A 23590-nucleotide genomic window follows, 5' to 3' on the forward strand; every position below is an offset into this window, starting at 1 on the left:
GAGGCGCTTTATGATGCTCTATACCGTTGCGGTGATCGTGGTGCTATTGTTCGCACTTGCGACCCAAATGTTTAAGGTTTTGAGAGAGTATGAACGTGGGGTTGTATTCTTTCTTGGTCGCTTTCAAGAAGTAAAAGGCCCTGGCTTAATCATTCTTATCCCATTTATCCAACAAATGGTACGGGTGGATTTACGTACTGTCGTTTTGGATGTGCCGACACAAGACTTGATAACCAAAGATAACGTGTCTGTGCGCGTCAATGCGGTTGTTTATTTTCGCGTAGTCGATCCTCAAATGGCAATTAACAACATTGAAAGTTACAGCGATGCCACCAGCCAGTTAGCGCAAACCACGCTGCGATCAGTATTAGGCCAGCATGAACTGGATGAATTACTTTCAGAGCGCGAGCGTCTCAATAAGGATTTACAATCCATCCTCGATCAACAGACTGATGACTGGGGCATCAAGATTGCCACGGTTGAAGTCAAACATGTTGATTTAAATGACAGCATGGTCAGAGCGCTAGCGCGTCAGGCTGAGGCAGAACGTAACCGTCGTGCGAAAATCATTCACGCTACCGGTGAGTTAGAAGCTTCTAATAAATTAAAAGAGGCAGCTCAAATGCTCAACGAAGCGCCGAATGCGCTGCAATTGCGTTACATGCAGACACTCACGGAAATCACGACAGACAAAACATCGACTATTATCTTCCCTATGCCGATCAACCTTGTCGAAGCCGTCAGTGATATCGCCGAAGCGGTAAAAAAGAATAACGAGACACAAGACAAATAAAAGCCATACTCAAGGAAGTAAGCTGTTTACACGTTACTTCCTTGCTTTAACTTGCTTGTTTTCGAAGAGCATTTAGTTTCTCTTTTAGTGTTTGGAGCACTCCCGCTTCATTACCGACAAACCTGTGTTAAAACAAGCTCTCCACGCTGTTTCGACATCATCGTCGTATTCAAAATCACACTCTTGAACCGTTTCGATAAGGCTTTCAAACCAAACATCAATATCCTGTGGTTCAATGCCAATATCGGAACTCGCATGCTTCTTACCATATTTTTCCACCATCTTGTGCGCCTCGTTAGAGGTATCGGCCATCATAAAAAACACGATAGATCCTCTAAGCATTCGCACCTGTTGGTGCATGTCGACACCATCAAACTTTTGTCTGAAGCTTGTACTTTTTGACCATAAATTCCTGTAAAACAAGTCGAAAAAGCCTTGGTTCGCGATACAACGTTCATAACTATCGTTGAAAACTTGAATCACGTTCATGTTGCTCTCCATTACTCTCTTAATATGAGTGTAATTTAATAATCATCAAAAGCATCTAAATGATGATGCCTAACCCTATGAAGCACGCCAATTTTCAATAAAAAGTAAAAAGTGATTCAAATAAACGCCCTCTTATCAATGAAAAAATATCCCGTATTATGAATCTATATTCGAGGTACGCATGGTTGTCGATGCTAAGCGCATCCTCATTTGTCACAAAAATAAAAAGGATACAAACGTGTCTCATCAAATCATTACTGATCTAAACAGCCGCTACACTGCTAAAAAATACGACGAAACCAAACGCGTTTCTCAAGAAGATATGGCAATCATCAAAGAAGCACTCCGTCTTTCAGCGTCTTCGATTAACTCGCAACCGTGGAAATTCATCGTGATTGAAAGTGATGAGGCCAAGCAACGTTTCCACGATACGTTTGCAAATATGCACCAGTTTAACCAGCCACACGCTAAAGCCGCGTCACATACGATTCTTTTTGCGTACGATCCAAACTTCACCAAAGAGAAGTTCGCGAAACGTGTGGATGCCGAAGTAACGTCTGGCCACCTACCGGCGGAAATGTACAACAACTTTATGGGCGCCTACGCTTTTGCCGATGCAAATACGGATGAAAATGGCTTTAACGGGAACTGGACAAAAGCACAAGTCTATTTAGCGCTCGGCAATCTACTACACACCTTGGCTCGTCTGGGTATTGACTCAACGCCGATGGAAGGCGTAGATCCAACACTGATTGGAGAAGTATTCAAAGAAGAATTAGAAGGCCATGTCTGTGAAGTTGCACTGGCGATTGGCTACCACAAAGACGGGGAAGATTATAATCATGGTCTACCAAAAGCTCGCCTTGCGATGGATGATGTAATTACGACTCTATAATCGACCGTTTCCTTAGCTTAACTATTTATATCATTGTTTAAAACAAAAAGAGCCGCACTAATATGCGGCTCTTTTTTAGCTTGGCTTCAACTCTACTCTAACTTTATGCCACTTGCTCAGACTTAAAGTTACCAAGCAATGCATCGTAAAGCTCGTTGTCGCTTAACACACCAACTAACTGGTTGTCCTCCACCATAAGCAGAGGCTGATTGCTGCGCTGCTTAAGCTCAATCGCTTCTCGCATACTGATTTCCGGGCTAACCTGAACCAGAGAATTTTCGTTTACCTCATCAAGGTTCGAAGAATCGCTCTTCCATTGAACCAACAACTTATCTGTATCCGCTAAGCTTAAGCCTTTGCTCTCTTGGGTCACCCAAATATCTTTGTCAGGGCAAATCAGTACACGCTCATCTTCACGAACTAAGTCGTCACGCATCAAAGAGCGTCCCTTAAGTACGTTCAATGGATTAGTGTGGGCTACAAAGTCAGCCACATAATCGTTTTCTGGAGCAAGAATGATCTGCTCGGGCTTGCCGTGTTGAATCAGTTTTCCTGATTCCATAATGGCGATGTTATTACCGATTTTTAGCGCTTCATCCAAGTCGTGGCTCACAAAAAGAATGGTTTTGTTTAACTTTTCCTGAAGCAAAATCAATTCATCTTGAAGCTGAGCACGAATCAACGGGTCAAGTGCTGAAAACGGCTCATCCATTAACAAGATATCTGTGTCCATCGCGAACGCTCGCGCTAGGCCAACACGCTGCTGCATACCGCCAGAGAGCTCGTGCGGGAATTTCGTTTCCCACTCAGACAAACCGACCATTTCGAGCTGTTCACGCGCTTTTTTACGGCGCTCTGCTTTGCCAATGCCTTGCATTTCTAGACCAAACGCAACGTTATCTAATACCGTTAACCATGGCATCAATGCAAACTTCTGAAACACCATGGATACGCGGTGAGTACGAAGGTGGCGCAACTTCTGTTCGTCACAGTTAGAGAGCTCAACCATGTCGTCGCCGTCTTTAATTTTCAGAGAGCCACGAGAAATTTCGTTCAACCCGTTAACTGTTCGCAGCAAACTTGATTTACCCGAGCCTGAAAGCCCCATCAAAACACAGATCTCACCCTGTTTCACACTCAGCGAAACATTATCAACCCCAACCACTTGGCCAGTTTCGTCGATGATTTCTTGTCGAGACTTGCCTTGGTCTAGTAGTGCTAACGCTTGTGACTGCTGCTGACCAAAAACCACATCAAGATTTTGAATAGTAATTGCGTCCATGATTAAGCCTCCTTCTGGTTTGGTGCTTTACACAAGCGGTCAAGAATGATGGCGACGAGTACAATCGCTAAACCCGCTTCAAAACCTTGCGAGATGTTTACGGTATTCAGTGCACGTACGACTGGCTTACCAAGTCCATCAGCACCAACAAGAGCCGCAATAACTACCATAGAAAGAGACAACATAATACATTGCGTAACGCCGGCCATTATACTTGGTAATGCCGCAGGTAATTCCACCTTAAACAATAACTTCATGCGGCTTGCACCAAATGCTTTGCCCGCTTCAAGTAACTCCTCCGGCACTTTAATAATACCGAGGTACGTCAATCGAATTGGCGCAGCGATAGCGAAAATGATGGTCGAGATTAGGCCAGGGACAATACCTAAGCCAAACAGAACCAAGGTTGGAATTAGGTAAACGAATGTCGGTACGGTCTGCATCAAATCGAGGATTGGTCGCAACAAAGTGTATAACCAAGGACGGTGTGCCGCCATAATGCCCAACGGCACGCCAATTAATACGGAAATCGTTGTCGCTGCAAACACAAGGACAAAGGTTTCCAGCATTTCTTGCCAGTAACCAAGGTTGAGAATTGCGAGCAAGGCCAACACGATGAATACAACAAGCGGAATGCTGCGGTGTAAGAACCAAGCAATTGCCGCCGTCATAATGATTGGCGCTGCAGGTGGCATCCATTTAAAAATGTCCACCACGAAAAGAATGATCGTTTCAAGTGTAATAGAGATTGCATCGAAGAAACCCGATGCATTGATGGTTAACCAATCGACGCCAGTTTCCATCCATTGGCCCAACGGTAGTTTGTTGTCCGTAATAAAATTCAAAATAAAACCTTTGTGTTAATGAAGCGGGCATGACTGCCCACTTTCTTTTTCAAAAAAACGCGCTTAAAAACTGCTTAATTAAGCGTTAGTTTTTAAATAGTTTGTAATTGCTGTTACTGCGTCTTGACCATCCACCGTCTTAACGCCCTCTAGCCACGCTTCAATTTGTTCTTGGTTTGCGTTCAACCATGCTTGCGCTGCTTTCGACGGTTTCTGCTTCTGGTTGAGAATCGCTTCCATCAATTCGTTTTCCATTTCTAGGTTGAATTCTAGGTTTTTCACTAGCTGACCTACATTTGGACACTCAGCAAGGTAGTTTTTACGTACGTTTGTGTACACATTCGCGCCGCCGTAGTTAGGGCCGAAGAAGTCGTCACCACCCGCTAGGTATTCCATTTCAACGTTGCTGTTCATTGGGTGCGGGGCCCAACCTAGGTACACAATCCATTGGTTGCGGCGCGCAGCACGTGATACTTGAGACACCATGCCAGCTTCACTGGATTCGACTAGGCTGAAGTCTTTTAGGCCGAATGCGTTGCTATCAATCATTGACTGAATTAAGCGGTTACCATCGTTACCTGGTTCAATGCCGTAAATGCGGTCTTTAAATTTGTCGGCATGTTTTACTAGATCAGCGAAGTTGGTCACGCCTGCGTCATAAACGTATTTTGGAACCGCGAGTGTGTATTTTGCGCCGACGAGGTTCGCTCGTACGGTTTCAACGGTACCTGCATCACGGTATTTCGCGATGTCACCTTCCATTGTTGGCATCCAGTTACCTAGGAAAATGTCGATATCGCCATTGGCCATAGAAGAGTAAGTAACAGGTACCGATAGTAGATCGGTCTTCGTTTTGTACCCCAACCCTTTTAGCAGCTCAGATGTCACAGCGGTGGTCGCCGTAATGTCGGTCCAACCTACATCTGCAAAACGTACCGTTTCACATTGGTTGGCATAAGCGCCTGTTGCTAAAGTACTTAGTGCGATTGTTGAGAAGATTTTTGTCATCTTAGACATATTGAATTCCTTGTAATGATTACTGACTTTTTTCGTTTTTATGAGATCGAATCGAGATCTCTTTTTGGCGGATGCATTCGTTGCATCTCTTGCCAGTTCGGTGCAATCCAAACTGGTGCGTTGTTCGACGTTTCCAGGGCGTTATCCAAAATCATGTCCGCGGCACGTTCTGCCACCATAATAGTTGGCGCATTTAAATTACCGTTCGGAATGGTTGGGAAAATAGAAGAGTCCACCACACGCAAGCCTTGAATACCGCGTACTTGGCATCGCTCATTCAAAACCGCTAATGGGTCATTGTCTGCGCCCATTTTGCAGGTACAAGATGGATGGTAAGCACTCTCGACATTCTGCTTCACCCATTCATCAATTTGTTCATCCGTTGTGATACTCAGACCCGGCTGGATCTCATCACCACGAAACTCATCCATGGCTGGCTGATTGAGGATCTCGCGAGTAAGGCGAATACAATCACGCCAATCCTGCTTATCTTGTTCAGTGGAAATGTAGTTAAACTCAATCTTCGGCTTATCATTCGGATTCGCAGATACAACTTCTACCGAGCCGCGACTTTCGGGCTTGTTAGGTCCAACGTGCACTTGGAAACCATGACCGTCAAAAGCAGCTTGTCCGTCATAACGCATTGCCGCTGGCAAAAAGTGATATTGAAGATTTGGCCACTTTAGTCCCTCACGAGAACGAATAAACGCACATGATTCAAAGTGGTTAGTAGCCCCAAGGCCTTTGCGAGTTAATATCCACTCAGTGCCAATCAAGCCCTTGCTCACCAAACCTAATTTGCTGTTGAGCGTGATAGGTTGCTTACAGTGATATTGGAAGTACACTTCTAAGTGATCTTGCAGGTTTTTACCTACCCCTTCCAACGGATGTTTCACCTCAATGCCTGCTTTTTCTAATACTTCTTTAGGGCCAATGCCTGAAAGCTGCAACAGCTGAACTGAGCCAACCGAACCCGCACTCGAAATCACTTCATGATTCGCAAAACATTGCTGAACTGAACCTGACTTTTCGAATTCAACACCAACCGCTTTCTTGCCTTCTGCGCCTGTTTCTTCTAGTAATACGCGATGAACTGTCACTCGCTTCATTAGGGTGAAGTTTTTGCGTTTTTTAGCACGGCTTAAGTATGCATTAGAGGTTGAAGCGCGTACGCCTTTGTCAACGGTCATGTGCATTGGGCCAAAGCCTTCTTGCTGATAACCATTGTAATCTTTTGTTTCTGGGTAGCCCGCTTCTTTGCCTGCATCAATAAAAGCTTGATACAGCGGATTGAGCTTCATATCGTTGCCGTTACATGTGCCGACTGGACCGTTATCGCCTCGGTATTCATCAGCACCACCAATCCAAGACTCTGCCTTACGGAAATAAGGCAAACACGATTGATAATTCCAGCCTTTCGCGCCTTCCTCTTCCCACTGGTCAAAGTCACAAGCGTGTCCACGAACGTAAACCATGCCGTTGATCGACGAACTACCGCCCAGAACTTTCCCGCGAGGACAATGAAGTTGACGGCCATCCAACCCTTGCTCTTCAACTGTCTCAAACTGCCACGCGTATTTTTCAGTGTTCATAGGGTAAGAAAGCGCCGTTGGCATTTGGATAAAAATACTTTTATCCGACCCACCCGCTTCGAGTAATAGGACCGAATATTGACCACTTTCACTTAAGCGATCCGCTAACACACAGCCGGCCGAACCCGCACCGACGATGATATAATCGTAGTGTTGTTGCATTTTGATTCTCCTAGGAGTTAATACCAATCTCAGTAGATAAGTGAACGAAATTAGCGTAGGAAAAATGCTTGAGAACAAGGCGGAAATTTTCGATAAGTAGTTAGCCTACAATCAAAATTGACAACGCAGTTATCGAGCATTTTAACAAGCTAAAGTGGTCAGTTATCTACTACGATTGGTATCATTTGTAAGGGCTTTCGAAGTCGCTTAGCTGAACCAGAACACTCTTCGTTTGCGTGTAATGTTTAAGGGTTTCGACACCGTTTTCACGGCCAACACCTGATTGTTTGTAGCCACCAACTGGCATTTCCGCAGGTGAGTCGCCCCATGTATTCACCCAACAAATACCAGCTTGAATTTGATGAATCACGCGGTGGGCACGAGATAGGTTTTGAGTAAATACGCCTGCAGCCAAGCCATAATCGGTGCCATTTGCACGCGCAATCACTTCCGACTCATCACGGAATTTCAGCACTGACATTACCGGACCAAAGATTTCTTGCTGAACGTGGCTCATGTCATCATCGCAATCGACAAATACGGTTGGAGCAACAAAGTTACCATTGGCTAAGCCATTCTCTGTTACTTTGTAGCCACCAGTCAGTAACGTCGCGCCACTCGCTTTCGCGGCTTCAATCGCTCCTAGTACTTTCGACTCATGATCTTTAGAGATCAGCGCGCCAATTTGCGTGTTCTCATCAAGCGGATCGCCGACAACTAACAATTCAGTTCGAACTTTAAGTTGTGCGATAAAGTCATCATAAATACCTTCATGAACAAACACGCGTGTACCGTGCGTACAAACTTCACCTTGCGTGTAGAAGTTCGCCACCATGGCCGCAGAAACGGCATCGTTTAACTTTGCATCATCAAAAATAATCAGTGGAGACTTACCACCCAGCTCCATCGTTACTTGTTTTAGTGTCTTAGCGCTGTCACTCATGACGACTTTACCGGTGCCTGATTCGCCCGTGAACGATACTTTTGCGATGTCAGGATGCGCCGTTAGCATCTGCCCTACTCGGTAATCCCCTTGTACGACATTAAATACGCCATCTGGCATGCCCGCTTCTGAATAAATTTCTGCTAGCTTAAGCGCTGTTAATGGTGTTTCTTCTGATGGTTTGAAGATCATAGCGTTGCCCGCAGCCAGTGCTGGCGCCGATTTCCACATCGCAATTTGGATTGGATAATTCCAAGCGCCAATACCTGCGCAAATGCCCAAGGGCTCGCGACGTGTGTAGAAAAACTGGTCTTCGCTGAGTGGCTGCTGCTCACCTTGCAAGCTTGGAGCAAGACCCGCATAGTACTCAAGAACATCGGCACCTGTTGTTATATCAACCGCGATAGCTTCTTGAATTGGCTTACCAGTATCTGCCACTTCTAATGCAGCCAGCTCGTCATTACGCTCACGTAAAATGGCAACGGCTTTGTGTAAAATACGGCTGCGCTCGATCGCAGTCATTGCTGACCATGCAGCAAAACCTTTCTTTGCCGACTCAATCGCCGCTTCGAGATCGTCTTGGTTCGCTTGTTTAATGTTGGCCAATGGCTCACCATTCGCCGGATTGTAAGTGGTGAAGTGCTCATCTGAACACCCGTTGTACATCGCACCATTGATATAGTGTGCTTTCATTTCCATTTTGAAGACCTGTGACTTTTATATTTTTTCAGAATAAAACGTAAGTTGTTTGTCGAGATAGTCGTTGATGATGATTCTCGCTCTTTCTGCATCAATGCCTTGCGGGTTGAGCGTTCCGCGCAGCCAAATACCATCGATAAGTGACGCAATACCATGAGCAACCAGTTCGGCCTGCTCTGCATTTAATAATGCTTTGAGTTCTTTTCTTAGGTGGGACAATAAACGTCGTTCATTGACACGCTGCAAACGCTTAAGCTGTTCGTCATGCATTGAGTACGACCAAAACGCCAGCCAAGTCTTCGCAACTTGGTTTTCTGCCTGATAGCCGACAAAGTTACCGTCAATGATGGCATTAATTCTCTGATGATGAGCATCGCTTGGCAGCTCACGCAACTTCTGCGTGATGGTGGACGAAAGCTGACGCAAGATCTCTCGCATCGTTTCCTCCAACAACCCATGCTTACCACCAAAATAATGATTGATAATTCCCGTTGATACTCCGGCTTCTTTGCTGATCAACGAAATACTCGCAGCATGTAAACCGACTCTATCAATCACTGACATTGTCGCTTTCACCAGCTGTGGTTTTCTGATTTCAGGCATCCCCACCTTTGGCATTTTGCGTCCTTGTTATTTTTAATTGAACGGTTAGTTAAATATAAAATGCCTGAAAATTAGTTCGAACTCAAATCATTTTTTTAAGAAAAAGTTATTAACAAAGGAAGGAAAGTTGATGGTGTACGCAAAATTTCCATGCGATAACTTGTCGTAAAAGTCAAAGATGCGTTTAAAAATCCAAATAAAAACACAAATAAACCAATAACTTATTGAATTGTCAATTTTTAACACACCTTTCAGAGAATTGTTTTTCGTGCCACAAAAATCCACACCAGAAAAATTTTACATCGACCACTAATCATTTCACCTGTATCGGCTTTGTTTGTATAAAAAACAGACATACTCGTTTGTTATAGCTTCGTATACACAAGTGACATTAGTACTTTGAAAATGTGGGAGATAAAACGAGTAGATAATACTGAACGCTATGAGTATGTAATTCGATACTCTTAAGCGATTTTGAAGTAATCAGTAGGAAGGATGAGTTCAGGCTCACCCTTTGATGAGCCTGCATTCTTGATTTTATTAGGTCAGCTTGCGCCCTTTCACGCAGTTACGTCCATCCGCTTTAGCTTGATAAAGTAATTTATCTGCCTGATCACAGAGTGATTTAAAATTCATCTCACTATCTTCAGTCGTCACAACACCAAAACTACAGGTCACTCTCACTTCTTCATTCTGTTCCGTGACGAACCCATGTAAGGATAAAGCGCTACGTAATCGTTCAGCGGTAATGAGAGAGTCTTCATGATCGGTATTGGGCATCACAACAACAAACTCCTCACCACCAAAGCGTGCAACAATGTCATTTTCACGCACCGTCTCTTCTAGCACTTTGGCAACGCCTGTTAGTACGGCATCACCGAACACATGTCCATAGGTATCATTTACCTGTTTAAAATAATCTACATCGATTAGCGCTAAACTTACCGGCCCCGACTGCGGCTTCTTTGGCACCATTTTCTGTTTATCGAGCTTGCTATCCACCCATTTGTTTAAAGCTAGGTAGCCGTACTTAACTTGCTCGACTTGCTCAGACACAAAATGCTGCACCTTTTCTTGCTTAGATTGAGGCGTCGGCTTTTCTTTGCGTTCACGTTTCGTCTCTACGGGTTTAGTGAACCAATCTTCTAAAAAACGGCGATTGAATAACCCTGTCAACGTATCTGTCTTTGCTAGGCGGCGCATTCTTAAACGTGATCGATTCACAACAAGGAATACCACTGCCATCAAAAAGAGAACACCAATGAGTGCTAGTAGCGCTTCACCCAATAGATAAAAGGTACGACGGTTATTTTCCAGTTCCATACGCTGCAACACGTTGTTCCAGTTGAGATCTTCGTTCTCATATTCAAGTCTTTCTAGCTCAAATAGCGTCTGCTGACGCTCAAGATTTTCAACTTCTCTTTGGTTGCTAAATTGGATGAATTTATCGTGATAGTTGCCGTAAGTTTTATACGCTAATTTAAAGTCATTGCTTCCCGCGTAGGCCATGGCAGCCACTTTTAGTAGTTCCATTTGCTGTTGCTTAACATATCGGCTCTCGATAATTTCCGGCAACATAGGCGCGATCATCGCTAGAAGTGTCTCAAACTGCTTCTGTTCTAGCATATATTCGGCTTGCAACAGCTTAAATGTAGCTAAGTAGGCGCTAGAGGTTTCTCTATACTGTAAGTTCTCCGCCAACTTTAAGTGGCGAACCATCTTATTTTCTTGGTTCGTCTCACGGTATAACGCAGCAAGCTCGAGGTTAACTCGAAACCTAAAGCGCCCGTCACCAATGATTTGCGCGAGCTTTAGCGCTCTCTGATACGATACAATCGCCTCTTCGTATTGGAACTGTGCCTTATGAAGCTTTGCTATCGTTAAGACGCTCAGCAGCTCATTGAACGACATGCGTCTATCCCTAAAATAACGGTACGCTTGTTCCAACAATGCTTCTGAACGGTCATAGCCCTGAATTTTGACCAGTACGTCACCAAGCTCTAGCGCCGCCCGTTCGACCAATCCTTGAACGCCAGAGGACTCAGCCGCATCCATTGACGACATAATTGCGGCATAGGATTTTTTAAACTCGCCCTGCTCATCGTAGTAACGTCCTTTTAGCAACAGGATCTCAGACTCGAGCTGCTTATCGCCATTTTCACGCGATGTTTCCAACAAACTATCCAACGAAGAAAGCGCGGTATCGATATCGCTCTTTCCGACCATAGTTCGCATCTGAATCAACTTAAATAAGAGATATTCATGGCTTTGTGGACGCACAAGTTCCAGCCCTTTTTGTGCAACGTTTTGGCTCTCTTCCGCGCGTCCAAGTAGCTCTAGAACCGTGGACTTTGCAAGCCAATAACGTACCAGTAGCTCTGTTGGTTGATTTTGTAGTAGAGAGTCTTCTTCTAACGCCTCAATCAAAGCCAAAGAGCTCTGAGGTAATGCGTAAATTTGATTCTCAATACCTTCTAGCGACTGTAAAAACTTACCTTCTTGTTCAACCTTTTCTGCGGATGCCTGAATAGAAAGACACAGACACCCCAATAGTAGTGGCATCGTCCTAAGCGAATGAAATAGTGACATTATTGCTCTTCCCTAATGGGTAGTTACTTCAGTGTAATAGAGAATTCTGGTTATTTTATTATTAAGGTAGCTGAAGGTTATTCAGCCAGCCTCATATTCCCATGTATTTTGCGCTGAATAATAAATCACCATCTTTAGATGTCGAAATGGTTTTCGGTCACAATATAATCAATGAGAGTGTTTTTCATACCCCAAGAAGAAAAATCTCATCAATGAGACAAAAAATTGTCTTGATTGTGAATTAATACATTTACATAAAAATTAACACGAGAGCACTTATTCATGCCAGAAATACAAAAGAGTTGTAAATGTAATCGGTACAGCAGCCGTTACTAAAACATCCATTAATAATTATCGATAGAAACAATATAAGAAAGGAGGAAGGAAGCGGACAATCAAGCTCGCTCCCCTTTTTAATATGAGGAGGGGCTACATTCGCATTCCGCCATCGACTTCGAATACTCTTCCAGTCACGAACTCATTGGTTAACACGTATTTGATGGTCGAAGAAATTTCATCAGCAAGACCTAAGCGTCCGACAGGAATCATTTTGACTAAACGCTCCATCGCTTCAGGTTTTATTTGGTCCGTCATGGCAGTCTTGATGACACCCGGAGCAATCGCTACTGAGCGAATTCCGAAACGCCCTAACTCTTTCGCCCACACCGTCGCCATGGTGGCTACCGCCGCTTTGGATGCAGAATAGTTAGTTTGACCAATATTCCCCGCACGCGCGACGCTAGATATGTTGATCAACACGCCTTTACTGTCGGTGTTCAGCATTACCTTGCTTGCTTCGCGGCCACACAGAAAAGTGCCTGTCACATTCACATCCATAACAGACCGAAATTGTTCCAGCGACATCGCGTTAACCTGACCATCTTTAACTTTGATGAACATGCCATCGCGCATAATGCCTGCGTTATTGATCACGCCATTGAGCTGTTTGAAATCCGCTTCAATTTGCTCAAAAGCAGCGCACACTTCTTGTTCTTCCGTCACGTTCGCTACATAAAAACGAGTGGTGACGCCGAAAGATTCACACTCCGCTTTCGTTTCAGCCAGTTGCTCTGAATTGAGGTCGATAAGCGCAAGGTGAACACCGCTTTCCGCTAGCGACAGCGCCATTTGTTTACCAAGCCCCTGCCCGGCCCCCGTGATCGCAATAACCTTATTTGCTAGATCCATAAGCACTCCTTAGGCCTGATTTTGCTTTTGGTAGAACTCAAACAAGCTTGAAAAATCTTTTTGTCCGTTGCCCTGACCGTTGTGAAAATTAAACAGGTTACGAGCCAAGCTGCCCATTGGTGTTGATGTTTGACTGGCAACCGCCGCTTCCATCGCAAGACCGAGATCTTTCGCCATTAACTGACTCATAAAGCCGCCCTGATAACCATTGCTTGCAGGCGTGTTTTCCATCACACCTGGGCACGGGTTGTAAAGCTCTAGCGCCCAGTTACGGCCTGAACTTTGCAGCATGATGTCAGACAGCACTTTGGGATCGAGTCCGTTTTCCATGCCTAAATTGAGTGCTTCACAAGTACCGCTCATCAAAATGCCCAACATCATGTTATTGCAGATCTTCGCCACCTGACCGGCTCCGGCATCACCTGCATGGAAAATGTTTTTGCCCATGTGGCTAAGCACCACCTTGGCTTGAACAAAGTTCTCTTGTGAGCCGCCAACAATGAAAGTCAACGTACCTGCCGCTGCGCCCGCAACGCCACCAGATACCGGTGCATCAACAAAGCTGATGCCAAGATGCAGCGCCTTTTCGCCAACCAAACGAGCGGTCGCTGGATCGATGGTCGAAGAGTCGATTAGCAGCGTTCCAGAATCTACGCTATCTAAGATCCCGTCTTGACCAAGATAAACACTTTGAACGTGTTGGCTAGCAGGTAGCATGGTGACCACCACGCTCGCACCTTGAACGGCTTGTTTTACCGAATCTGCACTCGACGCACCAAGTGCGGTAAGTTCTGCCACAGCGTTTGGATTCAAATCAAACACTTCGACGTTCAAGCCCGCTGTGAGTAGGTTCTTAGCCATAGGCGCGCCCATGTTGCCAAGGCCAATAAATGCAATTTTATCCATGTCGTATTTCTTCCTTGTCTAAAGTGCCACAGTGGCAACCGAGGATGCGGTCAGTGGGTATTCTGCTGAATCAATTGGCGCGAAGAAGCGTTCCAAAACTTGTGGCGTTACGTCAGAAACCGTGCGATGTTGCCAAGTCGGTTGATTGGTTTTATCGATAATCAGCGCACGAACCCCTTCTCTAAAATCACCTTCTAAGCCGCAACGTAACGTCAGATTAAATTCCATATCAAAACACGCTTTCAAAGAGAGGTTTTGATACTGCGTTAGCTGCTGATAAGTGATATTGAGCGACAACGGACTGCCATAATTCAATGCTTTTTGCGCATTGATGAACCACTTATCATCAACGTCGGCACTGCTGATTGTGCGAACAATCGAATCTAAATCACCCGAACAAAGCTGCTCTATCAATTCCGCATATGGCATCAACATCCCTTCGCTTGGCTCGTCCACTTGTACCGAACGTAGCGTAGTAGCGATTTTTTCGTTGATGTTCGCTTCACCTTTCCAACTTACCGATGCGAGTAGATCCAACAGTGCTTGTTTGCTTTCTGGCTGTGCAATCCATTGGCTTAATCCCAACGCTTTCATGTCTGTCGCGTTGATTTGGCAAGCCGTCAAACTTAAGAAAAGTGCCAAATGTTTTGGCAACTGATTTAGGAAGTAGGTCGCGCCTACGTCTGGGTAAAGGCCGATTTTAATCTCTGGCATCGCAAAGCGTGTGGTGGTTTCTGCTACGCGATGACTTGCGCCCATAAATAAGCCCACACCGCCGCCCATCAGATAACCATGCCCCCACGCGATGATCGGTTTTGGATAAGTGTGAATAAGATGATCACAGCGATATTCGAGGTCAAAGAAGGTTTCCATCGCTGAAAACGCAGAATCAAAGTCTTGCTCTTTGTTTTCAAGTGCACGGTAAATCGCTTGAATGTCACCACCAGCACAAAACGCTTTTTCACCTTGAGCATGCAAGAATACCGCGACGATGCTGTCATCCGTTTGCCATTCATTAAGCTGTTTGTACAACTTCTCAATCATCACGTAACTCAACGCGTTGAGAGCAGCTGGATTATCAAGTTCCAGCACACCAATAACAGAACCATCAGCGCACTCAAGTTTTGAAACATTTACTGTACCTGTCATTTGGCCTCCGCTAGCTGTTTGTCCATTGTGGCTTGCGCTTTTGCAAGAAGGCGTTTACACCCTCAGTCTGATCTTGTGTATTGAACAACTGCAAGAACAGTTCACGTTCCGAGACCAATCCGGCCGCGTGAGTTTGGCTGCGTCGACCTTGAATGAGAGTTTTGCACGCAGACACGGATTTCGGCGATTGGCCAGCAACACGCTGTGCAAGTACTATCGCCGCTTCTAGTGCTTGGCCTTTCGCCACCACTTCTTCGACTAAACCAATTTTTTCCGCTCGCTCGGCCGTCACTCGTTCGCCACATAGAATCATACGCTTCGCCCAACCTTCACCTACCAACGCGGTCAGGTTTTGCGTTCCGCCCGCGCAAGGCAACAAGCCGACCGATGCTTCAGGAAGTGCCATTTGTACTTGTTCTTCTGCGATGCGAATGTCACACGCCATCGCCACTTCCAGACCACCACCCATCGCATAGCCATTAACCGCTGCGATAGAAACCCCATCGAACGCTGACAGCGCTTCAAACGCTTCACCAAATGCGAACGCCATATCTGCTGCTTGCGATTTATCACCCGATGCAAAGTTGTTGAGATCCGCTCCAGCAGAAAAGAATTTCTCGCCTTCGCCCGTCAGTACCAACGCATAAATAGAGCGATCATTACTGAGTTCAATCGCCAACTCTTTGAGCTGATTTAGGGATTCAAGCGTCCAAGTGTTCGCTGGCGGATTACTAATCGTGAGTTTGGCGATATGCGCTTCGCGCTCTAGTTTGATTTGTGCCGTCATAATCTTTCAGTCCTTTCTTATTCCTTTAGGTAAGGCTATGTCTCGCTGACTAAAGCAGTTCAACGCCTTCCGTTAGTAATCGTCTTGCGACGATCAGACGCATGATTTCGTTGGTACCTTCAAGGATTTGGTGAACACGAACGTCTCTAAAATGGCGCTCAACAGGATATTCTTTGATGTAGCCATACCCACCATGAATTTGTAGCGCCTGATCGCAGACTTTAAAGCCAACATCAGTAGCAAAGCGTTTTGCCATGGCACAGTACGCGCTTTTTTCTGTATGTTGCGCATCGAGTTTAGCTGCAGCAAGTCGCACCATTTGACGTGCAGCAACCAGCTCAGTCGCCATATCGGCCAACTTGAATTGCAGGGCTTGGAATTGCGCCAGTGAACGTCCGAACTGTTTGCGTTCAGTCATGTATTGTTTGGCTTCATTCAGCGCTTGTTGCGCAGTGCCAACTGAACAAGTAGCGATGTTGATTCGGCCGCCATCCAGACCAAGCATGGCGAACTTAAAGCCTTCGCCCTCTTCACCCAACAGATAGTCAGCCGGAATGCGGACATTTTCGAAGGTGATCATGCGCGTTGGTTGGCAGTTCCACCCCATTTTGGCTTCTTTCTTACCGTAGCTAATGCCTTCGCAATCAGCAGGAACGACGAACGCAGAAACGCCTCCCGCTCCTTCGCCGCACGAACGCGCCATCACGACGAGAACATCTGTATCACCCGCGCCAGAGATAAACACTTTTGCGCCATTCAGGACAAACTCATCGCCGTCACGCACTGCACTGGTCGTCAGTGAAGCGGCATCAGATCCGGCATTAGGTTCGGTTAAACAGTAGGAAGCGAGCTTTTCACCCGAAATTAAATCCGCGCTAAATTGCTGCGCCACTTCCGCTTTGGCAAAGCTGGTGATCATCCACGTCGCCATGTTGTGAATGGTCATAAACGCAGTAGTCGCGGTACAACCCATAGCCAACTGCTCGAAAATGATCGCCGCATCCAAACGAGACAATCCCAAACCACCATGCTCTGGCGGCGTATAGATGCTGAGAAAACCCAGCTCACCCGCCTGACGCAGTACATCTTTCGGGAAATGATGGTTTTCATCCCACTCGGCCGCGTGCGGCGCTAACATTTGGTCTGCAAACTGCTTTGCTACTTCGGCAAACGCGAGTTGATCTTCGTTTAATTCAAAATCCATCTTGAAGTCCTAAGGTCTAATTCGTTGCACTTGAAGCCAAGCCATCTAAAGGTTTGAAAGGCTTGGCTAGAGGTATCGCTACTTCTGTGACTAGCTCAATTGAATGGTCATGTTTGGACCGCTTGGAATGTCATCTTCAAACCAACGCGCAGTGACAGTTTTCGTCTCGGTGTAGAAGCGAACCGCTTGTTTACCGTAAGCATGCAGGTCGCCGTAGAAGCTGCCTTTCCACCCCGTAAATGAGAAGAACGGCAATGGCACCGGAATCGGCACGTTGATGCCTACGTTACCTACTTCGATATTGTGTTGATACTTTCTCGCGGCAGCGCCGTTCGCCGTGAAAATAGACGTACCATTACCAAAGCGGTTTGCATTGATCAGTTCAATCGCTTCATCTAGGTCATCCACTTCCATAGTTAACAGTACAGGCCCGAAAATTTCTTCCTGATAAATCGACATGTCTGTGGTCACGTTGGTAAACAGTGTTGGCCCCACCCAGTTACCGTTCGGGAAGCCAGGTACTTGGCAATCTGTCCCATCCAGAACACAGTTCGCGCCAGACGCTTTACCTTCATTAATCAGATTCACCACGCGCTGCTTCGCTTGCGGGCTAATCAGTGGGCCATAACCTGCGGTTTCATCGTCCCACGCCCCTGGCTGAACTTGAGCTAACGCCTCTTTAAGCTCTGGAATCCACTCTTTGGTTTCGCCGACAAATACTGCCACCGAAATCGCCATACAGCGTTGGCCTGCGGCACCGACTGACGCGCCAACTAGGTTATTGATGACTTGCTGCTTGTTTGCATCTGGCATGATGACCATGTGGTTCTTCGCACCCGCAAATGACTGCACGCGCTTTAGGTTGTCCGTACCCGTTTTGTAGATGTACTCACCAACTGGCACTGAGCCAACAAAAGAGATCGCACGAACGACTGGATCAGTCAGAATGCGGTCGACTTGCTCTTTGGTGCCGTGAACAATTTGCAAAACACCTTTCGGGGCGCCTGCTTGTTCAAATAGCTCTGCCAATTTCATTGCAGTCAGCGGAACTTGTTCCGAAGGTTTTAGAATAAAGGTGTTGCCACAAGCGATCGCCATTGGGAACATCCACAATGGAATCATCGCAGGAAAGTTAAACGGTGTGATGCCAGCACAAACACCGAGCGGTTGAATGTAAGAGTAACCATCAATATTGGTTGCGACGTTTTCCACCGTTTCACCCATCATTGAGCTACAAATGTTCGCCGCTTGTTCTACGACTTCAATCCCACGCCAAATGTCACCCTTTGCATCCGCAAGAGTTTTGCCTGTCTCACTTGAAAGCAGTATCGCCAACTCATCGTGTTGCTCTTTTAGCAAGTGTTGGTAGCGCAGCATCAATCTTGCACGCTCCGGCGCAGCGACTTCTTTCCAACGCTTGAACGTTTCCGTTGCGCTAGCAATCGCCGCATTCATTTCTGATTCCGTGGCACAAGGCACTTGCGCAATCACTTCGTTGGTTGCCGGGTTAGTTACATCTAGCCATTGTTTTGAGTCGGAGATGGCAAATTCACCACCGATATACTGCTTTACTTGTTCTGTCATGATGACATCCTTGTATTTTTCAGCTTGTTACTGACTACTGTTATGTAAGTGAAACTTTGTTGAGAATGAATTAGCAGATTTCAATCGCGATGGCGGTAGCCTCGCCGCCACCAATACAAAGCGATGCAACGCCACGTTTACCACCTGTTTGTTTAAGAGCGTGAATCAAAGTGACGAGGATTCGGTTACCACTCGCGCCAATTGGATGCCCCAACGCACAAGCGCCGCCGCGAGGGTTCACTTTGCTCGCGTCCAGTTCGAGTGCCTTCACCGCGTATTGAGTCACAACGGCAAAGGCTTCATTGATTTCCCAAAGGTCCACGTCTGTTTTGTCCCAGCCCGTTTTTTCCAGCAGCGTTTCAATTGCGAAGACGGGGGCGATGGTGAACTCATCCGGCTGTCTTGCATGCGTGCTGTACGCGACAATTTTGGCTAGAGGTTGAAGGTTTTCCTGACGGCCAAATTCACTATCGACCAATACCATTGCCGATGCACCATCAGAAATAGAACTTGAGTTGGCTGCCGTTACGCCACCATCTTTAGCAAACGCAGGACGTAAGGTAGGAATTTTAGTGGCGTCGAGTTTACTCGGTTGCTCATCGTCTACCACCAAGGTTTCGCCGCGTCGACTTTTTACGTTGACAGGCACGATCTCTTCTTTGAACAAACCTTGTTCGATTGCTTGCTGCGCACGAGTCACCGACTGCTGCGCCCAGATATCCATACTTTCACGGCTGAACTGATACTTTTGCGCGGTTTGTTCGGCAAAGACACCCATCAATTCGCCTTGGTAGGCATCCTGCAAACCGTCATAAAACATATGATCAAGCACTTGCTCATGGCCTAAGCGGAAACCATCACGCGCTTTCTTAAGTAGATAAGGAGAAGAGGACATGTTTTCCATACCGCCAGCGATAACCGCGTGCGCGTTACCAGATTGAATAAGATCATGTGCCAGCATGACGGTTTTCATACCCGAACCACAGACTTTATTCAGTGTCGTACAACCGATCGATTGTGGCATTTCTGCTTTAAGACTTGCTTGTCTTGCTGGCGCTTGCCCCACGCCAGCAGGTAAAACGCATCCCATTAATACTTCGTCTATTTTTTGCACATCGAGTTGGCTTTCGGCTAGTGCCCCTTGGATGGCCTTCGCACCGAGTTCCGTGACATCTGTTGAAGCTAATGCACCTTGAAAAGAGCCGATAGGCGTTCGCTTGGCGGCAACAATCCATGTTTCATTTTTCATTCCATTAACCTTTTGTTGACGTTTACGTCATAACTATACTAACATTTACGTTAACGTCAAGTTTGCGGTTGTTGTTTGTTCGAGTGATTCTTTTATTTCGAGTAAATGCGAGTGATATCAAGGCTCAAGAGTGGATGTTGTTTATTTACTTTAACGTTAACGAATTGTATATTCGTATGAATGTTATACGAAAGTCGTAAGGTTAAGGAATGAACACATTTAAGATCAGCGAGCTCGCGAAAGAGTTCGACATTACTACCCGAAGTATCCGCTTCTACGAAGATTTAGGTCTCCTAACTCCGGAACGTAAAGGCAACACACGAATCTACAATGGTCGCGATCGAATTCGACTAAAACTGATTTTGCGAGGTAAGCGATTGGGCTTTTCTCTTGCAGATATCAAAGAGTTATTTGAACTCTACGATACCGATCAAAGTACTGAGCAGTTGAACTATATGATTCGGTTGATCGAAGAGAAGAAGGCAGCATTGCAACAGCAAGCAAACGACATTCAAGCGGTAATGATGGAGTTAAATGCTGCGCAGTTGCGATGCCAAAACACACTGAGATCCATGAAAGGCGAAAAAGTCACCTAACACCTCAACTCTGGGATGTAGGTGACGTAAAGGCAAGGACACGCAATGAAATCTACCTACTCTTCCCTGAACTTTGTTTATGACGAAAATACCGATTTGCTTCGCGAGCAAATCAATAGTTTTGCTGCAAGAGAAATTGCGCCGCTAGCGCAATCTATCGACCAATCTAACGACTTTCCAAACCATCTTTGGTCCAAACTGGGTGACATGGGTCTTTTAGGTGTGACCACCAGCGAAGAGTTTGGTGGTGCGAACATGGGTTATCTCGCCCACGTTATCGCTATGGAAGAAATCAGTCGAGCATCCGCTTCGGTTGCGTTAAGTTACGGCGCTCACTCCAATCTTTGTGTCAACCAAATCCACCGCAACGGCACACAAGCACAAAAAGAAAAATACCTACCAAAACTCATCTCCGGTGAACATATCGGTGCCCTTGCCATGAGTGAACCCGGTGCAGGCTCAGATGTGGTCTCTATGCAGCTTAAAGCGGAACGTAAAGGCGATATATTCCTGCTAAACGGCAACAAAATGTGGATCACTAACGGCCCAGATGCGCACACCTATGTTGTCTACGCCAAAACCGACCCAAGCCAGCACTCCAAAGGCATCACGGCCTTTATCGTAGAACGCGGATTCCCTGGATTTACTCAAGCACAAAAACTCGACAAGTTGGGCATGCGCGGCTCGAATACGTGTGAGCTGGTCTTCCAAAACTGCGAAGTCCCTGCGGACAATATTCTCGGCGAAGAAAACCAAGGCGTGAAAGTATTGATGAGCGGCCTCGACTACGAACGTGTGGTACTTGCCGGTGGTCCACTTGGCATCATGCAGGCGTGTATGGATATCGTTGTGCCTTACATTCACGACCGTAAACAGTTCGGTAAATCCATCGGTGAATTCCAGCTAGTTCAAGCAAAAATCGCCGATATGTACACACAAATGAATGCCGCTAAAGCGTATGTTTACGCCGTCGCTGCCGCTTGTGATCGCGGTGAAACCACCCGTAAAGATTCTGCTGGCGCGATCCTCTACAGCGCAGAGCTGGCAACCAAGATGGCACTGGATGCGATTCAATTACTTGGCGGTAACGGCTACATCAACGAGTTTGATACGGGCCGTTTGTTGCGAGATGCCAAGCTGTATGAAATCGGGGCGGGCACTTCAGAAATTCGCCGCATGCTTATTGGTCGCGAATTGTTTAACGAAAGCGCCTAATAATCAGCCTAGGCGTTCTGACTAAAAAACATTTTCTTAATCAACCCAAATCTTATTCAACCTAAATAAAGACGGGTGGTACCACCCTTCTACCGAATGGAGATCGGCTATTTATGGCTTGTTTGACGACCAATATTAATACCCATTCCGAGCAGTATCAGGAAAACTACCGCTCTATGGCGTCTCTTGTGGATCAACTCTATACCGTGACCGCGCAAATCGAAGATGGTGGCGGTGAAAAAGCACGCGAGCATCAGCATAAGAAAGGCAAACTTCCGGTACGTGAGCGCATTCTTGCCCTACTCGACTCCGGCTCATCTTTTTTAGAAATCGGTCAGTTTGCTGGCTGGGATGTGTATCCAGATTACGTTCCATGCGCGGGCGTAGTAGCGGGTGTTGGTGTGATTGACGGCACCGAGTGCATGATCGTCGCCAACGACGTGACGGTAAAAGGCGGCAGTTACTACCCACTTACGGTGAAAAAGCACTTACGCGCACAGGAAATCGCAGAGAAGTGTCAGTTGCCGTGTGTTTACTTAGTCGACTCTGGCGGTGCTAACCTACCCCGCCAAGATGAAGTATTTCCAGACAAAGACCATTTTGGCCGTATTTTCTACAACCAAGCCCGTATGTCGGCCAAAGGCATTCCGCAAATTGCGGTAGTCATGGGGCTATGTACCGCTGGCGGCGCTTATGTTCCTGCGATGTGTGACGTTTCCATCATCGTCAAAGAACAAGGTACGATCTTCTTAGCAGGTCCACCGCTCGTTAAAGCGGCGACAGGCGAAGAAGTCAGCGCGGAAGATCTTGGTGGTGCCGATGTTCACTGCCGCATCTCTGGCGTGGCCGATTACTATGCTGAAAACGACCACCATGCATTAGAGCTAGCAAGACAAGCGGTCACACAAATCAACCACTTAAAGCCAATTCAACTTAAGCAAAAAACGCCACAAGAACCACGATTTCCTGCGCAAGAGCTTTACGGCATTGTCGGTACCGATCTTAAAAAGCCATTTGATGTTAAAGAGGTCATTGCCCGAATTGTTGATGATTCACAATTTGATGAATTTAAAGCCTTGTTCGGTGAAACCTTGGTCTGTGGCTTTGCCCATATCCACGGCATGCCGATTGGCATTGTCGCTAACAACGGCATTCTGTTCTCAGAGTCGGCGCAGAAAGGTGCGCATTTTATTGAGCTGTGCGCACAACGCAAAATTCCTCTGCTTTTCTTGCAGAACATCACTGGCTTTATGGTCGGTCAGAAGTATGAAGCAGAAGGCATCGCCAAACATGGCGCGAAAATGGTAACCGCTGTTGCGTGTGCAGACGTGCCAAAGTTTACCGTGGTTATTGGTGGCTCGTATGGCGCAGGTAACTACGGCATGTGTGGCCGCGCTTATGATCCAACCATGATGTGGATGTGGCCGAACGCGCGCATCTCCGTTATGGGTGGCGAGCAAGCAGCAGGCGTAATGGCGCAAGTGACCCGCGATATCAAAACGCGCAAAGGTGAAAGCTGGAGCGCAGAGGAAGAAGAAGCGTTTAAGCGTCCTATCGCGCAGCAGTACCAGACTCAAAGCCATGCGTATTACGCCAGTGCCCGCCTGTGGGACGATGGGATTATTGATCCTGCAAAAACACGTGATGTTGTGGGCATTGCTCTGTCTGCTGCGCTTAATGCGCCAATACCAGACAGCAAATTTGGCATCTTCCGCATGTAGTCGGATGCAAGGCAAACCTTAACTCCTCGCAAATACCGATGTTTATAAAGCACTGGTTAGCGAGCAATGGAATATCAGACTG

At 46.4% G+C, this 23590-nt stretch carries 20 protein-coding genes; 5 read left to right on the forward strand and 15 right to left on the reverse strand.

The window, feature by feature from the left end; all coding sequences use genetic code 11:
• Nucleotides 1-10 precede the first annotated feature (10 nt).
• Nucleotides 11-793 carry a slipin family protein gene (locus R2S67_RS04750; RefSeq protein ID WP_109169864.1) on the forward strand — a complete coding sequence of 261 codons (783 nt, stop codon included), beginning with the start codon at nt 11-13 and terminating at the stop codon, nt 791-793.
• Nucleotides 794-877: 84 nt separating this feature from the next.
• On the opposite strand, the gene R2S67_RS04755 is transcribed toward R2S67_RS04750, so the two are convergent.
• Nucleotides 878-1282 carry a globin gene (locus R2S67_RS04755; protein ID WP_046875967.1) on the reverse strand — a complete coding sequence of 135 codons (405 nt, stop codon included), beginning with the start codon at nt 1280-1282 and terminating at the stop codon, nt 878-880.
• A 238-nt stretch (nt 1283-1520) separates the two neighbouring features.
• Here R2S67_RS04755 and R2S67_RS04760 point away from each other — a divergent pair, with 238 nt between their 5' ends.
• Nucleotides 1521-2177: an NAD(P)H-dependent oxidoreductase gene (locus tag R2S67_RS04760; protein WP_031780265.1), complete on the forward strand. Its 657-nt coding sequence runs from the start codon at nt 1521-1523 to the stop codon at nt 2175-2177.
• 103 nt (nt 2178-2280) lie between these two features.
• Here the strand turns inward: R2S67_RS04760 and choV are convergent, their stop codons facing one another.
• From choV to R2S67_RS04830, 14 genes are all read right to left on the reverse strand, one after another.
• Nucleotides 2281-3459: a choline ABC transporter ATP-binding protein gene (choV, locus tag R2S67_RS04765; protein WP_150916798.1), complete on the reverse strand. Its 1179-nt coding sequence runs from the start codon at nt 3457-3459 to the stop codon at nt 2281-2283.
• Nucleotides 3460-3461: 2 nt separating this feature from the next.
• Nucleotides 3462-4304, reverse strand: a complete 843-nt coding sequence (choW, locus tag R2S67_RS04770; protein WP_005392552.1) for a choline ABC transporter permease subunit — start codon at nt 4302-4304, stop codon at nt 3462-3464.
• Nucleotides 4305-4382: 78 nt separating this feature from the next.
• The gene (locus tag R2S67_RS04775; RefSeq protein WP_005392553.1) at nt 4383-5321 is read right to left on the reverse strand and encodes a choline ABC transporter substrate-binding protein; all 939 of its coding nucleotides are present in this window, start codon (nt 5319-5321) and stop codon (nt 4383-4385) included.
• A gap of 38 nt (nt 5322-5359) precedes the next feature.
• Nucleotides 5360-7075 carry a choline dehydrogenase gene (gene betA, locus R2S67_RS04780; protein ID WP_257890119.1) on the reverse strand — a complete coding sequence of 572 codons (1716 nt, stop codon included), beginning with the start codon at nt 7073-7075 and terminating at the stop codon, nt 5360-5362.
• Nucleotides 7076-7256: 181 nt separating this feature from the next.
• Complete coding sequence (gene betB / locus R2S67_RS04785) at nt 7257-8717, reverse strand: betaine-aldehyde dehydrogenase (protein ID WP_317342552.1); 1461 nt, start codon at nt 8715-8717, stop codon at nt 7257-7259.
• Between the two features lie 18 nt (nt 8718-8735).
• Nucleotides 8736-9335 carry a transcriptional regulator BetI gene (betI, locus tag R2S67_RS04790; RefSeq protein ID WP_005392557.1) on the reverse strand — a complete coding sequence of 200 codons (600 nt, stop codon included), beginning with the start codon at nt 9333-9335 and terminating at the stop codon, nt 8736-8738.
• Nucleotides 9336-9860: 525 nt separating this feature from the next.
• On the reverse strand, nt 9861-11882 hold the full coding sequence (locus R2S67_RS04795) for a tetratricopeptide repeat-containing diguanylate cyclase (protein WP_012842340.1): 2022 nt from the start codon (nt 11880-11882) through the stop codon (nt 9861-9863).
• Nucleotides 11883-12338: 456 nt separating this feature from the next.
• Complete coding sequence (locus R2S67_RS04800) at nt 12339-13097, reverse strand: SDR family oxidoreductase (protein ID WP_317342554.1); 759 nt, start codon at nt 13095-13097, stop codon at nt 12339-12341.
• A 9-nt stretch (nt 13098-13106) separates the two neighbouring features.
• Nucleotides 13107-14003 (reverse strand): 3-hydroxyisobutyrate dehydrogenase, encoded by an 897-nt coding sequence (gene mmsB, locus R2S67_RS04805; protein WP_258652179.1) that lies wholly within the window; start codon nt 14001-14003, stop codon nt 13107-13109.
• A gap of 18 nt (nt 14004-14021) precedes the next feature.
• The gene (locus R2S67_RS04810) at nt 14022-15152 is read right to left on the reverse strand and encodes an enoyl-CoA hydratase/isomerase family protein (protein WP_256936487.1); all 1131 of its coding nucleotides are present in this window, start codon (nt 15150-15152) and stop codon (nt 14022-14024) included.
• Between the two features lie 10 nt (nt 15153-15162).
• The gene (locus R2S67_RS04815) at nt 15163-15939 is read right to left on the reverse strand and encodes an enoyl-CoA hydratase (protein WP_301606104.1); all 777 of its coding nucleotides are present in this window, start codon (nt 15937-15939) and stop codon (nt 15163-15165) included.
• Nucleotides 15940-15988: 49 nt separating this feature from the next.
• The gene (locus R2S67_RS04820; protein ID WP_226420528.1) at nt 15989-17143 is read right to left on the reverse strand and encodes an acyl-CoA dehydrogenase family protein; all 1155 of its coding nucleotides are present in this window, start codon (nt 17141-17143) and stop codon (nt 15989-15991) included.
• A 90-nt stretch (nt 17144-17233) separates the two neighbouring features.
• A complete protein-coding gene (locus R2S67_RS04825; RefSeq protein ID WP_029798081.1) occupies nt 17234-18727 on the reverse strand; it encodes a CoA-acylating methylmalonate-semialdehyde dehydrogenase in 1494 nt (497 codons plus the stop codon).
• A 70-nt stretch (nt 18728-18797) separates the two neighbouring features.
• Complete coding sequence (locus R2S67_RS04830) at nt 18798-19976, reverse strand: thiolase family protein (RefSeq protein ID WP_317342560.1); 1179 nt, start codon at nt 19974-19976, stop codon at nt 18798-18800.
• 209 nt (nt 19977-20185) lie between these two features.
• Here R2S67_RS04830 and R2S67_RS04835 point away from each other — a divergent pair, with 209 nt between their 5' ends.
• From R2S67_RS04835 to R2S67_RS04845, 3 genes are all read left to right on the forward strand, one after another.
• On the forward strand, nt 20186-20572 hold the full coding sequence (locus R2S67_RS04835) for a MerR family transcriptional regulator (RefSeq protein ID WP_005373242.1): 387 nt from the start codon (nt 20186-20188) through the stop codon (nt 20570-20572).
• Between the two features lie 45 nt (nt 20573-20617).
• Nucleotides 20618-21787 (forward strand): isovaleryl-CoA dehydrogenase, encoded by a 1170-nt coding sequence (locus tag R2S67_RS04840; protein ID WP_069495921.1) that lies wholly within the window; start codon nt 20618-20620, stop codon nt 21785-21787.
• Between the two features lie 113 nt (nt 21788-21900).
• Nucleotides 21901-23508 (forward strand): carboxyl transferase domain-containing protein, encoded by a 1608-nt coding sequence (locus R2S67_RS04845; RefSeq protein WP_317342612.1) that lies wholly within the window; start codon nt 21901-21903, stop codon nt 23506-23508.
• Nucleotides 23509-23590 lie beyond the last annotated feature (82 nt).

Source organism: Vibrio sp. T13N, assembly GCF_032970445.1.
GTDB classification, from domain to species: domain Bacteria; phylum Pseudomonadota; class Gammaproteobacteria; order Enterobacterales; family Vibrionaceae; genus Vibrio; species Vibrio diabolicus.